Here is a 15,783-nt window from a genome sequence, read left to right as displayed (position 1 = left end):
TACCCTCACTGGTAGCGGATACGTGGATCAAGCCACGCCAGCAAAATGTCGGAAATCAACGTGCCCACGACCGTAAGGGTCGACAACATCAGGATGAATGATCCGGCCAGATACATATCCTGACTGCGCAAGGCACCCAGCAACAGCGGCCCTGTTGTTGGCAAGTTCAAAACCACGGCGGTGATAACGGCCCCTGATACCAGCGATGGCAAGACCCACCCGATGGTCGAGATAAAAGGGTTCAACGCGATGCGGATCGGGTATTTGATCAACGTCCGCATCTCACCCAAGCCTTTGGACCGCGCGGTGGCAACATATGGCTTGTGCAGTTCATCCAGAAGATTTGCGCGCATCACGCGGATCAGTTCAGCCGTCTTGGCGGTGCCGATCACGATGATGGGAATCCAGAGATGGGCCATCAGATCGCCCAGCTTTGCCCAGCTCCAAGGGGCATTCTGATATTCGGGGCTGAACAATCCACCGACGGATTGGCCGAAGTATTTGAAACCAACATACATCAAGACCAGCGCCAAGAGAAAATTCGGGGTGGCCAGACCAATGAACCCAATGAATGTGAAAAAATAATCCGAAAAGGAATACTGACGTACCGCCGACAACACACCAATCGGGAAACTGACCGCCCAAACAAATAACAAGGTCACGAATGAAATGAGGACGGTCAGCCCCAGATGGCTCCAGATCAGTTCGCTGACCGGACGGCGCCATTGAAAGGAATAGCCAAAGTCACCTTCAAACACGATGCCACTGATCCATTTCCAATATTGCAGCCACATCGGATCATTCAGACCGTAGCGTTCGCGCAGATAAGCTATTTCTTCGGGCGTCATGCGCCCCTCCATACCGGCAGTCAGCGCGGTCAGAAAATCGCCCGGCGGAAGCTGTATGACAAGAAAAGCCACAATACTGATTAGGATCAGGGTCGGGATCATCATCAAAACGCGTTTGAAGATATAGATATGCATGGATCAGAGCCACTTCCGGTTGGTCATGGCGGCGCGATTGCCGCCATGCCTGCTTGGTGCTTTTAGTTTGCAGTTTTGAAGAACTGCTGCGGATTGACAGGACCGGGATCGGCAAACTGCCATCCGCGAACGATGGTGTCCGGCACGTTGTGGAAATTGTTCTTCACAATACCATATCCCGCGACCGGCAGTGATACGCCAATAGTATAGAATTGCTCTTGCGCGCGCGTCAGAATTTCGCCGTAAAGCTGTGTCTGTTCATCCGGATCGCCCGTTCGTTTCAATTGCTGAAACAGCGCATAGCTTTCCATAACTTCTGCTGGTGGATCGACAGGAAGGGCGTCTTCGTCACCGGTGATCGCCGCAAACCAACCGATGCCATAGGCCGAGTTGTTGTCAATCGGGATCCAGGCTTCGGGTGCGATCAGCCCGTCGACCAGGCCGCCTTCTCCGTCGTCCACCAGCATCTCGTGTGTTCCAGAATTACGCATTTCGCGCTGGAAGGATTTCTCAACCACACGATTTATCGCATCAATACCAATGTCACGCCAACGATCCGCGATGATCTCCATCATGTCGACCATGGGTTGACGATCTTCACGAACGGTGATCACAAAGGTCAGCCGTTCGCCATTTTCATTAACCAGCATTCCCGAACTGTCGGTTTCGGAATATCCCATCTCGGCAAGCAACTCTAACGCACGATCAGGATCATATTCGGTGTGCTGCTTGGCAAGGGTTTCGTTGTAGTACTTCGACTCGGGGCGTGGCGCCGCCTGATAGGGTTCGCCCTGGCCAACAAAAACCAGATCAATCAGTTCCTGACGGTCAAAGGAAACTGACAAAGCTTCGCGGAAGCGCCGGTCATTGAAGATCGGGTGCAGTCTTTCGTCATCAGTGGTAAGGTTCGGGAAAATGACCATCGTGTTGAAATCGGATGTGCCGTATTCGAAAAAGTCATAATTACCGCGGTCACGATTATCAGCCAGAACGGCCTTGTTCGGGAAAGTGTTGATATAGCGGTGAATCATATCGACTTCGCCATTCAGAACCTTCAGCAACATGACTTCCTTATCGCCCACGACCTCAAAATTGACGGCGTCCAGATAAGGCAGCTGATTGCCTTCGGCATCGACCTTCCAGTAATAGGGGTTCCGTTCAAACCTGACATTCTGCGTATCGGTCAGCGGGCTTGTGACAGTCCAGGCATTCAATGTCGGCAGGTCTTTGTTGATCCACTGATTGGCACGGTCTTCGAAAAGATCAGCCCATGATGGCAGATTGGCGTCCTCAACCATTTTTTGAAGCGCATCCGCATCAGTGAATTCCGCATGAAACTGCTTCATGTAATGCGCCGGAAACCGGCTCAGTTGCCGACCGTTGTCGGGCGATGCCATCTCTAGCAGCAAAAGACCGTGTGGCTCTTCGAATGTGAACGTGAAAGTATAATCATCAATAATGGTTAAAGTTGTGGAATTCAGTCGGTTACGCAGCGAACGCGTCCTGAAACTGCGCGGCAATTCGGGGTTCTTCGCCACATGGTTCCACCAGAAATCTACATCAGCCGTTGTGTATGGCGTGCCATCTGACCACTTGACACCTTCGACCAGCTTAAAGGTGAACTCGGTGGCGTCATCATTGACGGTCCAGCTTTCAGCCAAGTTCGGCACAACCTCGTTCAGGCCAGGGTCCCAGCGAACGATGTAATCATACCCGATGTTTGTGACCAGCCAGCTTTCCTCGCCCGCACCCGAAATCAGTGTGCGCCACGTTCCGCCGTACTCACCGATCTTTTCGACGACCGGAACAACGGGTGGATCTGAGGGCAGCCGTTCTTCCATAGGCGGCAGTTCACCGGCATCCACCGCAGACTGCAGCATAGGCACCTCAGCCCAAGCATGCGTAGCCAGAAACGCAAAAACACTTGTCATTGCAATCCGCGACAGCCCGCGCGGTTTGAAAATAGTCATCTTAGTCCTCCCTAGGCGACCACGCCCATTTTTTGGGCTTTTGGTAACCTACACGATCCATTTCAAAGACCTTGTTTGGCAAATTCTGATTGCAACAACATCCATAACGTGATGTTATTATCTTTGAAATGTCATTGAATCTCAGACAGATGGAAGTTTTGCGCGCTGTTTTTCGCGCTGAAAGTGTTACTGGCGCGGCCAAGATTCTCAATGTCTCTCAACCGGCCGTCAGTCGTATGTTGAAGCATATTGAGGCTAATTTGGGCTTTCCTTTGTTCCATAGGCAAGCCAATCGGCTGATTCCAACCGAACAAGCGTTGTCACTGGAACAAAGCCTTACGGTTATATTCCGCAATGTGAACAACACTCAGCGCCTGATTGGTGACATGCAGCGTGGCTTTGGCGAAACAATCCGGATCGCAGCGATGCCCACATTGGCGAACACTTTTCTGCCTCAGGCAATTGCCGAGGTTTCTGCCAAATCGCCGAAGTTACGTTTCGTTTTGAAAAGCCTTGAGCCGACCCCAATGGAATCCAGACTAACAAATGGGGACTATAATTTTTGTCTGACACAGACCCAGCCGCGACGACCGCAGGTCGAATTCGAACCTATCCTGACGACCAGTTTTGTTTGCGTTATTCACCGCGATCATCCTCTGGCCAAACGTCGTCGAATTGACCCGCCCGATCTTCGCAGCGAAGTTCTAATTTCATTTTCTGAACGCGTCGCACACGGCCGCAGCCTTGATACTGTCTTCGAAGACAGCGATACGGAACGGCGCGTGGGGGTTCAGACGACATCATCTGCTTTGGCCGTCAGACTGGTCGAAAGCGGGTACGGCATTGCGTTGATTGATCCTTTTGCAATCGATCGAATAGATGACAGCCGGGTCGTCGTGCGTGCAATGACCGAACGACAACCGATCGAGCTTGGTTTCATTTACATGACAGGTCGTCAGTTTGAGGCAGGCGAACGCCAATTGATGAAGGCTATTCGCAAAAGCGCCCTTGAATGGGAAGAACGCATAAGGGCCACTTGGGGCAGTGCGTTTTTCCCACCCGCCACAACGCAATCGGGCACCGCAAAGGTATCTTAACGTCAGATTATGGTATTCGGTCTTTTTGGTATTTGTACTGCCAGCAGCCAAACTAATACCCCTGATCTCAGATAAAAATAACATTCAATGAAATGGGAGGACACGATGCGTACCATCGTTTTAGCCTGTCTGGCATCACTTATAGCCGTGCCGACTATGGCCGCTGACAAAACACGCCTTGGGCCTATTTGGACCCGTATTGCAGACATGAACGGTGAATTCGGTTCTGTGGAAAGTGCCGAGTTTTCGCCGGACGGTCGAATGATCGTCAGCGCCACTAAGTTTGACAACCAGATCATTGCCTGGCGCACATCTGACGGCGCTGAACTATGGCGCGTTTCGACACGTGGCGAGGTTGAACATGCAATGTTTGCGCCTGATGGCTCGGTCATTGCAGCTGGCGGCGAAGACGCCATGACGCGTATTATTGATGCAGAAACTGGCGAAGTTCTTAAAACGCACAACCACGATTACAGTGTAGACAGCCTGACTTGGTCCCCCGACGGCAAATGGTTGTTGGTGGGTGAAGAAGATTACAAAGTCGATAACAAACGATATGGCCAAGCTCAGATCTTTTCGTGGCCCGAGTTCGAAATTGTCGCCGAGATTGAAAATAACTACACCAATAACGGCGTTGCATTTTCGCCAGACAACCGGTTGGCCGCAACGACCGGAAAAGGGCGTATTCGTATCTGGGATGTTGAGAATAATTTCAGCCTTATGCAGGAAATCAAGGCGCGTCATCCAGAAACACGTTTTGCAAGCGATCTAGTCTCAATCAACTTTAGTCCTGATGGGAAATACATTGTATCCGGCGGGTTTCGTGGGGTGATTCATATCTGGGATACAGAAAACTACGAATTAGTGCGCCTGATGGAACATTCAGGTGACAAGATTGAGGTCGTCGATTTCTCGCCCGATGGTCTTTATCTGGCACATGCGGGACACAGCACTGACATCTGGATGTGGAAGATGGATGATGTGCTGAACTCTGAATTGCCGTCGGATCAAATGGAGCCGGTCCATCGGGCCTGGGCCAATGATCATGCCGAGGATTTGAACTTCAGTCGAAATGGGCGCCACTTGGTAAGCGCGCATCAGGACGGAACGGTGCGACTTTGGGTTGTTATGAATGATGATCCGGATGTGAATCAGAAAGCAAATGATGCCTTAAAACATTTACAGGCAAACCAGTCCGGCAACTGACACGACAAGCGCATTGTCGTTAAAGACAATGCGCTTATTTTCTTGTTTCGGTATATTACCAAACCACTGCGTAAATGATGCAATGCTTGATCTAGGCAGTTTCTATGATGCTTGTTTCGTTACATTTTCATAAGAACTGTCGTCTTTTTGATCGCCATATTTGAAAGTCGAAATGGCGTTTTGCATACGGAACGACTGATCTTTCAAGCGGGTTGAATTGGTTTGCGTCTCCTCAGCGACGGTTGCGTTTTCCTGAGTGATCGTTTCCAGTTGCCCCAGCGCAAGGCTGATTTCATTTACAGCGCGGGCCTGTTCGTTGCTGGATGATCGGATTTCCAGAAGATTATTTGTCACATCTTTGATGCGATCCAGCATTAGCCCTAAAGTGTCACCGGTTTCATGAACCGCTGCAGCACCTTTGGCCACCGATTCCGAGCTTTGCTGGATTTTCGACTGAACTTTACCGGACGCATCCGCCGATCTCTGTGCCAAAGCACGAACTTCATTTGCGACAACAGCGAACCCTTTGCCGGCCTCTCCTGCGCGCGCGGCCTCGACCGACGCGTTCAAAGACAGCAGGTTGGTCTGAAACGCGATGTCATTGATGACATCCACGATATCCTCGATCTCTTTCGATGCTTTTTCGATTTCGGCCATTGCGTCAATCGTAGAAGCTACGATGCGCGATGCATGATCAGCCTGTTGCGACATATCATTCGCAACTTCTGTCGTCTTTGCGGCACTTTTGGCATTTGCGTCTACAGACGCGCTGAACTCAGTCATCGCTGCTGATGTTTGCTCAAGCGACGCAGCCGCACGTTCTGCCCGCCCTGACAGCTCTTGCGCGCCCTGGTTCAGTTCTGTCGACTGCCAGCTTACGCCCTCGGCCTCATTTGTGATGTCGCGGATCATCTGTGTCAGTGACACGATCATCTCTTCGATGTTGGCCTGCAAATCTGCGAAGGTCCCAGAGTATTCACCGACCATGCCTGTTCTCAGATCTCCATCTGCCAGGCGCTTCGTCACATCACCGATCGCAGTCAAACCTGTGTCAACATTATCCATAAGTCGATTGACTTTGTCGACCAACGTAGAAAGTTCAGCATCAATTGCGTTTGGATCCACACGCTTGGTGAAATCACCGTCAGCGGCGGCGCTGACGACATCGTTCAGCGCTGCTTCAAGTGCCATGAATATGGCTTTCTTACGCTGCTCATCTGCTTCGCGGGCCTCAGCTGCGCGCTGCTGTTCGCGCTGCAATTCCCGATCATTTCGAGCCTGTTCTTCCAGGCGCTGCTGTTCTTCCGCCCGTTTCTGATTTGCTTCAAGCTCTTTTGCTTCTATCGCGTTCTTGCGGAAAACTTCCAAAGACCGAGCGATACGACCAAGTTCGTGATCTTTATCAGCATCCTTAATCGTTAGTTCAAGGTTTCCAGATGCCAATTCATCGATATCTTTGACCGTATTGGCCAGGCGTCTGGTCATGTCGCGCACCATGCGCCATGTCAGAAAGACAGCACACAGAATGAACACAAATGCCAAGGACATAATCAGAGTTCTTGTATTGGCCATAAGTGTGCTAATGCGCGGGCCAATGGTGTTTTGATCTGCAACCACGGCATCAACAATCGTTTCGACCCCAAGCACTGCCGTCGTCGCCAGACTATTCATGTTGCTGTAATGCGTATTCCGTTCCAGGATGGTTCCCCGAACGTTTGATGCAAGGCTGATGTATGAATTGATTTCGCTTGTTACGTTTTGGGCCAGCGCCTGGCGCTCAGGATTCTGCAATTCGGCTTTTAACGATGCAAGTTCCTGCTGCGCCGTACTAAGATGGGTCTGAGCTTGGTCATATTCAGCAGGTGAGTTCGTCAGCAAGAACCGTTCCATGTAAAAACGACCCAGAAGCAGTTCCTGTTGTACCGTACCGCCATAAAATGCCGCAATCGGGTCGCCATCCTGATAGGCTGTTTGCATGATCTTAGTCAGGTTACGACGTGCCTGAACGCCCAAGTCAGACATTTCCGCAACTAATTCGTTTCTGTTCGCCTGCAGTTGCCGTGCAGTGACGAATTCTGCCTGCAGACTATCCAGATTGGCCTTAACAGATGCCAGTTGTTCAATCTCTTCAGGTCTGTTCGCAAAGAGCTCTAGACTGCTTTGTTCTGCATCGTAGATTTCCTGCAGATTCGATGAAAAAACCTCAGCCGTCTGCGGCGATGGTTGGTTTTGATATGCAAGAATAGCAATCTTCGCCTCGAACAGATCTTCGGCAATTTCATTTACCTTCAGACTTTGTCGCGCAGTGGCACGATATTCCGTGAAATTTGAACCAAACACGACTGCGGCAATGACCGCAATCGCAGCGACAACACCCACCAGAAAGGCAAGACTGCCCATTCCGAAAAGTATCTTACGTGAGATTGACCAATCCCGCATGTTTTGCTCCGCCTTTTTTGCTACCCTGCCTTTTGGGGTACCGGCACAGTATTGACGAAGTATGAATCCAAAACTTTTCCGAAACTTCGAAATAGCTTCTATTTTATTAGATTTTTTGCCCCCTCAACCATGACATGATCGCAGGCCGCACAGACTGATCCCCACGGTTGCGCGCTTCTTCTATGACTTCTCGGACATCATCCAGGTTAGAGCGGCGCAATAGGTGCTTTACAGGCCCGATCGACGCGGGGCGCATTGATAGCGTACGCAGTCCCACTGCGGCCAGGCATAATGCTTCAACCGGACGGCCTGCGTCTTCACCACAAAAAGATACAGGGGTTTCTGTTTCATTACAGCGGGTTACGATGTTTTCAATGAATGTTAGAAAGCTGACATTCAAAGTATCGTACCGCCGCCGCACCCGTTCATTTTCCCGGTCGGCCGCAAAAAAGAACTGTTTCAAATCGTTTCCACCGATCGAGATGAATTCGACCTCTTCAAAGAATTTGCGTGGGGCAAAAGCCAGGCTGGGCGTTTCCAGCATGGCCCCGACTTCTAGTTTCTCTGGCAGGACATGGCCCAGCTTTTCTTCCCGCGCTATGGCCTTATCCATTTCGGCCCGGGCGGCACGGTATTCCTCAAATTGTGCAATGAATGGAAACATTACGGTCAAAGCGCGCCCATTGGCCGCGCGCAACAGGGCTTGCAACTGCATCCGCAGCACACCGGGTTTGTCTAAGCCTACGCGAATCGCACGCCATCCAAGGGCCGGGTTTGGCTCGTCCTGGGGCTTCATGTAGGGCAAAACCTTATCGGATCCGATATCAAGCGTTCGAAAGACAACACGCTTGCCGCCAGCGGCATCCAAAACAGTTGCATATAATGCGGCCAGTTCGGATCGTTTGGGAACGGTATTTCTGATCAGGAACTGCAGTTCGGTCCGGAATAAACCGACACCTTCGGCGCCAGAGCCTGCGAGCGAGGGTAGATCAGCCATCAGTCCCGCATTCATACAAAGTGAAACAGTGGATCCACAGCGCGCCGTCGCAGGCAGATCGCGGATCGATGCATAGCGCGTCTGAGCTTCGGCCAGCATCGCGATTTTGTCACGAAAAGCGGCCACAATGTTGTCATCGGGGCGCAAATGCACTTGTGCCACGTCACCATCAACCATGATATGATCGCCGTTCAGCGCTTCGGTCAAGATACCTTTCGCGTTGATAATCAAGGGAATGGCCAGTGCCCGCGCCACGATCGCGGCATGAGACCCGACCGAGCCTTCCTCCAGCACAATACCTTTTAATTTGCGGCCGTACTCCAGCAATTCTCCGGGGCCAATGTTACGCGCGACCAAAATTGGATCATCCGGCATCTCGGCCCCGGTATTGGTCCCCTGCCCTGTCAGAATGCGCAACAGTCTGTTCGACAGATCATCCAGATCGTGCAGTCGTTCCCGCAAATAGGCATCAGGGACCTGGGCCATCCGCGCACGGGCCACCGACTGTTCTTTTTCGACGGCTGCCTCAGCAGACAAGCCGTTTGAGATGTCGTCCTCCATCCGGCGCAACCACCCGCGTGAGTTCGCGAACATGCGATAGGCCTCAAGAACCTGCAGCTGGTCCTTATCAGTCTTTGACGCATTGGACAGCAGGTCATCAACCGACACACGCAGTTGGTCTACCGCGTCATGTAACCGCTTTAGTTCGATTTCGGGATCATCGGCGATGGGTTTAGTCACAACAACACGGGGTTCGTGCAAAAAGACATGGCCCTCGGCCGCACCTTCCTGACCTTGTGTTCCGCGGAACAAAACGGGTTGCTGATGGCGCGCAGATAATGCAGCGCCCTCGCCCACAAAGGCGCCCAGTTCGGTCATCTCGGCCAGAACCATGGCGACAATCTCAAGCGCATAGACTTCATCACCTGAATATTCGCGCGCCTCTTTCGACTGAACCACCAGCACGCCCAGCGCCTCGCCCAGTCGTTGAATTGGCACCCCAAGAAACGAGCTATATTTTTCTTCGCCCGTTTCAGGCATGTAGCGAAACCCGGTTTCCTGAGGCGCATTGGCGGAATTCACAATACGACCGTTTTTTGCCACACGCCCCACCAAGCCCTCGCCTAGGCGCATCCTGGTCTGGTGCACAGCTTCGGCTTTCAGGCCTTCGGTCGCGCACAGCTCAAGCGTTTCGGCATCGCGGAAGAGATAGATCGAACAGACCTCGGTCTGCATCGATGTGGCAATCAGATGCGTGATCTTGTCCAGACGTTCCTGTCCGGCGCTGTCTTCGGCCATGGCGTCGCGCAGGCGACCCAGCAGCTTTCGGCTTCCACTGTCAGACAGGTCGGGCATGGCGCCCCTTTTCATCTTATGTCACTTTTTCCAGTCCAAAGGCATCATGCAGGGCTTGAACTGCAAGTTCCATGTATTTTCGGTCAATCAGTACTGAAATCTTGATCTCAGAGGTCGTGATCACCTTGATATTGATCCCTTCGTCCTGCAGCGCCTTGAACATCTGGGCTGCTACACCGGCGTGTGATCGCATACCGATCCCGACAACCGAAACCTTGGCAACGGCATCGTCAACGACCAGTTCGTGAAAATTGATATCCCCGCGACCCTTTGCATCATTCATCGCTTTTTCTGCACGCAATACCTGATCGGTCGGGCAGGAAAAGGTCATATCGGTCCGCCCCTCCTCACTGATGTTCTGAACGATCATGTCAACATTGACGCCAGCTTCGCTGAGCGGGCCAAAGATGGCGGCCGCAATACCAGGCCGGTCGGCCACACTGATCAGGGTCATCTTTGCCTCGTCCCGGCTGAACGCCACACCTGATACGACATTGGATTCCATGATATCCTCCTCGGCACAAACCAGTGTTCCGGCATTGTCAGATTGTTCTTCAAAACTGGAGACAACGCGCAGCCGAACTCCGTAGCGCATCGCTAGCTCAACTGATCGCGTTTGCAAAACCTTGGCGCCAAGCGACGCCAGTTCAAGCATTTCCTCAAAGGCGATCTTGTCCATTTTGCGGGCTTTTCCGCAGATACGAGGATCAGTCGTATAAACACCATCGACATCCGTATAGATATCACAGCGCTCAGCGCCAAAGGCCGCTGCGAAGGCGACAGCCGTGGTGTCAGATCCACCGCGTCCAAGAGTTGTGATGCGCCCTTCGGGACTGATACCCTGAAATCCGGCTACAACGGCGACCTTCATACCTTCGGAAAATTTCGCGTTGATATTTCCGGTTGGAATTTCTTCAATTCGAGCCGCCGAATGGGCCGAGGTTGTTTTCAACGGTACCTGCCAGCCCTGCCAACTGCGGGCGGGTACATCCATTTCCTGCAGGGTCAAAGCCATCAGCCCGGCGGTTACGTTTTCACCCGAAGACACAACGGCATCATATTCGCGGGCATCGAACAGAGGCGATGTTTCAGTTACCCAGCCTACCAGTTCATTCGTTTTGCCGGACATGGCCGAAACAATCACGATGACATCATAGCCTTTGGCGACCTCAACCCCTACACGTTTAGCAGCCCGCTTGATACGATCAAGCGTTGCCACCGAAGTGCCCCCGAATTTCATCACCAAAACCGGCATTGTCTGTCCCTGTTATCCGTCCGCCGCTTCCTAGGCGAAGCACAGTGTCAGGGCAAGACTTCAGATGATTTGGGCAAAATGGTTGGCGCGGGTAACGACTTGCGTAAACACCAAAGCACGGGCGCAGACTCAGCAGTTTTGTATCCGGTGGGCGTGAATATCGGTTAGCAAACCGTTCAGCACATCACCTTTGAAAACAAAAACCAGAGGATCGACTGAAAATCCCTCGATATGAAAAAGGTCCTTGTTGGTTTCAGTGTCAAATCGAACCCCGCCATGATTGCGGGCTAGAAAAGGGACATATTCACCATCAATTTGCTCCTTATAAAGCTCGGACAACTGTTCGCTTAACTGGCGTTCGTGTTGCGCGATCAGTCCGCCAGAATCGAACAATTCACGCAAGCTAAAGGGCGGTTCGTCCATCATTTGGTCGTATCTGCGCATGTATCTCTGGCGGTCCGCAGCGTTTGCGTCTTTGACATTATGCTGAACTTCATAAATGATCGTAACGTTCTTCCGGGTCCGCCCGGATGCATCACACATCAATTGCGCTTCTGCCCGGACACTATCGGGATCAGTGCGCAAATCGGCCAGCCACCAATATTCAACGCTGCGGGCATTCAGCATGGAGCTACGCTGAGAATATCTCATCTGACAGCGATCAAAACTGACCTCAAAGCGTTCATCCGGCCAGACTTCATTTAATGCCATGACTATTCTGTCTGCCAAATTTGGCTCTTGTCATTGTGCCCATGACGAAGTGGGGCAAACTGCAAGAAAAATCGCAAAGATATACTTAAACCGCATTCTGGATCCAATATAGTAGTGGGTAAAATCGGTCATTATTTAATACGAAAAACTATTGTAATGAAAGGCTCTACGCCCCCTATTGCCAATACGGAAATACACAAAGCTTTCGATACCTTTCCGCACTGCACACGAATTTGACGACGTAAATCTGTGTATTGACGATCCAGCCGATATCAGACGTTTGGATCATTGCATGCAGCTTTTTCTTGTATGGAATCGCTTTGGCCCTATGCTGCGCCCATGACAAAGGTATGCTGCAGTGCAGAAACACAGTGATTTCAAAGACTTCGCGCTGATTACGCCAACGGCCGCGATTTCAGTTGATCAATATGGCGGGCGCGCGAAGTGCCTGCAGCGATTGATCAGGCTGGAAATGCCTGTGCCAACAACCGTTGCGTTGTCCTTTGCGGCAGTGCATGGCATCGCCGCTGGTCAACTGCCAGATATGTCTGCACTTATGCAGCCCTTTGGGCCCGCACCGATCGTGTCTGTTCGGCCCAGCTCTCAGGATCCCGACTGGGGTGGTCCGGGCGCCATTTTGAACATCGGGATGAATAACGCACGTCTCGTGCAACTGTCCAAGACATTGGGGTCTGAGGCTGCAAATGCCTTGTACTTGCGCTTTATTCAATCCTACGCGATCCACGTGGCCAGACTGGATGCGGAAGAGTTCGATTTTCACGACACATCGACACCCGAAGCTGTGAAGCGTGCTTTGGCAGCCTATGAAATCGAGACCGACGAACCCTTCCCCCAGGATCCCGCGCATCAACTGGCCGAGGTTCTAAAATCTATGGCGCGCGCTTGGGAAGGCACAAGCGCCCGGCTATTGCGGCAAGCCAAAGGTGCCCCAGCCGACGCCGGCCTTGGCTTGGTCGTTCAGGAAATGGCATTGGGTCTGGGAAAAGGCGAATGCGGCTCTGGCGTGATACAATTTGCAGATCCAGACACCGGACAACCCCGGATCACTGGCCGCTATCTGGGCCAAAGCCAGGGACGCGACGCGCTTTCGGTAGGAATAGAAGCGCTTTACATTACCAAAGATGAGCGCGGGCCGTCCTTGCAGGATCGTGCCCCCGATGTCTTTGAACACCTCTTGGTGTGTGGTGATAAATCCAGACAACGCCTGCGCGAAGAGATGCAGGTCGAGTTTACGATTGAAAACGGCACTTTATACATACTTGACGCCGTTCGCATGCCCCGGTCGTCCCGCGCGGCGGTTCGAATTGCCGTGGATTTGGCGAATGATCAGGTCATCAGCCGACCCGAAGCTATTTTGCGAATTGAACCTTCGGCGTTAAACGAGCTTTTGCACAGGCAAGTCGATCAACACGCCCCGCGGGACCGCATTGGAACCGGTATTGCGGCAAGCCCAGGCGCGGCGACCGGTCAGTTGGTGTTTTCATCACATGATGCGCAGGCCTCTGCCGCACGTGGCGAACCTTGTATTCTGGTCCGACGCGAAACGACACCTGAAGATATTCGCGGAATGCATGCGGCCCATGCGGTCTTGACCGAACGGGGTGGAATGACCAGCCATGCTGCCGTGATCGGCCGTGGGCTTGGTCTGCCCTGCATCGTGGGGGCTATGGGCTTCAACCTGGATGCGCGAGCTAAAACCCTGAAGACCGCAGACGGGCGTGTTTTCCAGGAAGGCGATATTCTGACAATAGACGGAACCAGGGGCGAAGTTCTGGCGGGTGCCCCCAAAATGGTCGAGGCCGGTCTGGACGACGCATTTCGAACCCTGCTGACCTGGGCCGACGAATATCGCGACATCGGCATTCGTGCAAACGCAGACACCCCGGCGGATGCACAAACTGCCCGCAACTTTGCGGCCGAAGGGATCGGGCTTTGCCGAACCGAACATATGTTCTTTGAATTGGACCGCCTGACGGTCATGCGCGAGATGATCTTTGCAGACAGGCCCGAAGACCGCCGTGCTTCGCTTGAGCGGCTTCTACCCATGCAGCGAGCTGATTTCGTTCAACTTTTTGATATAATGCAACAGGCACCCGTCTGTATTCGTCTGTTTGACCCACCGCTTCACGAATTTCTACCTGGGTCCCGTGAAGGCCTGCGTGAACTGGCCGATGCATTGAATATGCCCTTGTCAGACGTGACACTAAGGGTTGAGGCAATGTCTGAATTCAATCCGATGCTAGGGTTGCGCGGTGTTCGTCTGGGCATCACGGTCCCTGAGATTTATGACATGCAGGCGCGGGCAATTTTTGAAGCCACCATCGAAGCCAGCCAAAAGGGTGCCGCTGTTGTACCCGAAATTATGATCCCCCTTGTCAGCGCAAAACGTGAAGTTGAGTTGGTCAAAACAAGAATCGATGCAGTAGCCGCAGCAGTGCGGATGGAACGTGGTGCAGACTTCGACTATCGTCTTGGTGTCATGGTCGAAACCCCCAGGGCTGCGTTACGTGCAGGCGAAATCGCACAGAATTCGGCCTTTTTAAGCTTTGGCACCAATGACTTGACCCAGATGACATATGGTCTGTCACGTGATGACGCAGGTCGGTTCATGTCAGCTTATGTGCAGCAGGGTGTCTATGCGGAAGACCCATTTCACACCCTTGATCTTGATGGCGTCGGGGAACTGTTACAGATCGGCGCGGAACGTGGGCGATCCGTCAAAAAAGATCTGGTGCTGTCAATCTGTGGCGAACACGGGGGCACACCGGCATCAATTGAATTCTGCAGAAAAGCGGGTTTTGACTATGTTTCTTGCTCGCCCTTTCGGGTTCCGGTTGCGCGATTGGCAGCCGCTCAGCTTGCACTGAGAGAAAAATGAACCATGTCAAAGGCTGTGAACGAAATAGCAACTTATGACCGCTATCCAGCGCTTGGTGGCCGGGGTGCGGTTTAAAGTCATGGAATCCATACTGGACGAAAGGGAATCCATTCGCTAGACAGCGCAGCATTTGCAGGCTGCCATGCAGATGATCTAAAACTGGGTGATATTATGAAACTTTTTGCCATCTTGGGGGCGGGCGTCATATTTGGTCTGACGCCACTTACGACTTTTGCGGATGAGATCAGCGATCATGCGGAAATTCAACTTTCATCTCTGATGGAAGAGGAACGGTATGTCGTCGACATGCTGGACGAAAAACGTCTGCGACAGCTCTCTCAGGTCCAACCAGACGAAAGTGCCGCAACTGAAATCGAGTACACCCGCGCTTGGCTGGCAGAGCAAGAACTGGTCCGTGGCGGAACCGAATGGCGCTGTCTGGCCGAGGCGCTTTATTTCGAAGCGCGTGGCGAAAGCGTCAAGGGGCAATTCGCTGTGGCCGAGGTCATTATGAACCGCGTCGAAAACAGAAGGTATCCTGATACGGTTTGCGCTGTGATCAACCAGGGAACGGGTCGAAAGCATGCATGTCAGTTCAGCTATACATGTGATGGCATCAAAGAGGTGATTGCCGAGCAGCGTGCGTTTGTGCGCGTGGGCAAGGTCGCGATGCTGATCCTGAACGGTGATGCACCTCAGGATCTGACAGGCGGCGCCACCCATTATCACACCAAAGCCGTTCGCCCGCACTGGTCGAATGTCTATCCCAGAACGGCTACAATCGGGTATCACCACTTTTACAGACAAAGCTATCAGACCGCCCAGCGATGATTAGCGGCTAGGCTTTGACATCATCGGCAATCTGGGCAA

10 protein-coding genes and 1 pseudogene are annotated in these 15,783 nt (G+C 52.4%); 5 read left to right on the top strand and 6 right to left on the bottom strand.

The window, feature by feature from the left end; translation table 11 throughout:
• Positions 1-5 precede the first annotated feature (5 nt).
• Together H7848_RS08755 and H7848_RS08750 are read right to left on the bottom strand one after the other, a co-directional pair.
• Positions 6-983 carry an ABC transporter permease gene (locus tag H7848_RS08755; RefSeq protein ID WP_208350249.1) on the bottom strand — a complete coding sequence of 326 codons (978 nt, stop codon included), beginning with the start codon at positions 981-983 and terminating at the stop codon, positions 6-8.
• Between the two features lie 62 nt (positions 984-1,045).
• A complete protein-coding gene (locus tag H7848_RS08750; protein WP_208350248.1) occupies positions 1,046-2,953 on the bottom strand; it encodes an ABC transporter substrate-binding protein in 1,908 nt (635 codons plus the stop codon).
• 128 nt (positions 2,954-3,081) lie between these two features.
• On the opposite strand from H7848_RS08750, the pseudogene H7848_RS20305 reads away from it, so the two are divergent.
• The 3 genes and pseudogenes from H7848_RS20305 to H7848_RS08740 form a co-directional block, all read left to right on the top strand.
• Positions 3,082-3,258, top strand: a pseudogene (locus H7848_RS20305) (helix-turn-helix domain-containing protein); the annotation flags it as partial.
• A gap of 12 nt (positions 3,259-3,270) precedes the next feature.
• Complete coding sequence (locus H7848_RS08745; RefSeq protein ID WP_237072668.1) at positions 3,271-4,050, top strand: LysR substrate-binding domain-containing protein; 780 nt, start codon at positions 3,271-3,273, stop codon at positions 4,048-4,050.
• A gap of 105 nt (positions 4,051-4,155) precedes the next feature.
• Positions 4,156-5,256: a WD40 repeat domain-containing protein gene (locus H7848_RS08740; protein WP_208350245.1), complete on the top strand. Its 1,101-nt coding sequence runs from the start codon at positions 4,156-4,158 to the stop codon at positions 5,254-5,256.
• Between the two features lie 102 nt (positions 5,257-5,358).
• Here H7848_RS08740 and H7848_RS08735 read toward each other — a convergent pair whose 3' ends face one another.
• The 4 genes from H7848_RS08735 to H7848_RS08720 form a co-directional block, all read right to left on the bottom strand.
• Complete coding sequence (locus H7848_RS08735; protein ID WP_208350243.1) at positions 5,359-7,695, bottom strand: methyl-accepting chemotaxis protein; 2,337 nt, start codon at positions 7,693-7,695, stop codon at positions 5,359-5,361.
• A 106-nt stretch (positions 7,696-7,801) separates the two neighbouring features.
• Positions 7,802-10,063 (bottom strand): phosphoenolpyruvate--protein phosphotransferase, encoded by a 2,262-nt coding sequence (gene ptsP / locus H7848_RS08730; protein ID WP_419555504.1) that lies wholly within the window; start codon positions 10,061-10,063, stop codon positions 7,802-7,804.
• A gap of 1 nt (position 10,064) precedes the next feature.
• The gene (locus tag H7848_RS08725) at positions 10,065-11,303 is read right to left on the bottom strand and encodes an aspartate kinase (protein WP_208350235.1); all 1,239 of its coding nucleotides are present in this window, start codon (positions 11,301-11,303) and stop codon (positions 10,065-10,067) included.
• Between the two features lie 129 nt (positions 11,304-11,432).
• Complete coding sequence (locus tag H7848_RS08720) at positions 11,433-12,014, bottom strand: hypothetical protein (RefSeq protein WP_208350232.1); 582 nt, start codon at positions 12,012-12,014, stop codon at positions 11,433-11,435.
• Positions 12,015-12,372: 358 nt separating this feature from the next.
• Between H7848_RS08720 and ppdK the strand changes: the two genes are divergently transcribed.
• Positions 12,373-14,913 (top strand): pyruvate, phosphate dikinase, encoded by a 2,541-nt coding sequence (gene ppdK / locus H7848_RS08715; RefSeq protein ID WP_208350230.1) that lies wholly within the window; start codon positions 12,373-12,375, stop codon positions 14,911-14,913.
• 171 nt (positions 14,914-15,084) lie between these two features.
• Positions 15,085-15,744 carry a cell wall hydrolase gene (locus H7848_RS08710; protein ID WP_419555503.1) on the top strand — a complete coding sequence of 220 codons (660 nt, stop codon included), beginning with the start codon at positions 15,085-15,087 and terminating at the stop codon, positions 15,742-15,744.
• The last annotated feature ends 39 nt before the right edge of the window (positions 15,745-15,783 follow it).

It is taken from the genome of Pseudaestuariivita rosea (assembly GCF_017592335.1).
Taxonomy (GTDB): Bacteria; Pseudomonadota; Alphaproteobacteria; order Rhodobacterales; family Rhodobacteraceae; genus Parasulfitobacter; species Parasulfitobacter rosea.
The sequence above is the reverse complement of the archived record's forward strand: the minus strand, read 5'-3'. Positions and strand labels throughout refer to the sequence as shown.

Coding starts and splice junctions, on each gene's coding strand:
- H7848_RS08755 (WP_208350249.1), bottom strand. CDS start 983: ATGCATATCTATATCTTCAAACGCGTTTTGATGATGATCCCGACCCTG.
- H7848_RS08750 (WP_208350248.1), bottom strand. CDS start 2,953: ATGACTATTTTCAAACCGCGCGGGCTGTCGCGGATTGCAATGACAAGT.
- H7848_RS08740 (WP_208350245.1), top strand. CDS start 4,156: ATGCGTACCATCGTTTTAGCCTGTCTGGCATCACTTATAGCCGTGCCG.
- H7848_RS08735 (WP_208350243.1), bottom strand. CDS start 7,695: ATGCGGGATTGGTCAATCTCACGTAAGATACTTTTCGGAATGGGCAGT.
- ptsP (WP_419555504.1), bottom strand. CDS start 10,063: ATGAAAAGGGGCGCCATGCCCGACCTGTCTGACAGTGGAAGCCGAAAG.
- H7848_RS08725 (WP_208350235.1), bottom strand. CDS start 11,303: ATGCCGGTTTTGGTGATGAAATTCGGGGGCACTTCGGTGGCAACGCTT.
- H7848_RS08720 (WP_208350232.1), bottom strand. CDS start 12,014: ATGGCATTAAATGAAGTCTGGCCGGATGAACGCTTTGAGGTCAGTTTT.
- H7848_RS08710 (WP_419555503.1), top strand. CDS start 15,085: ATGAAACTTTTTGCCATCTTGGGGGCGGGCGTCATATTTGGTCTGACG.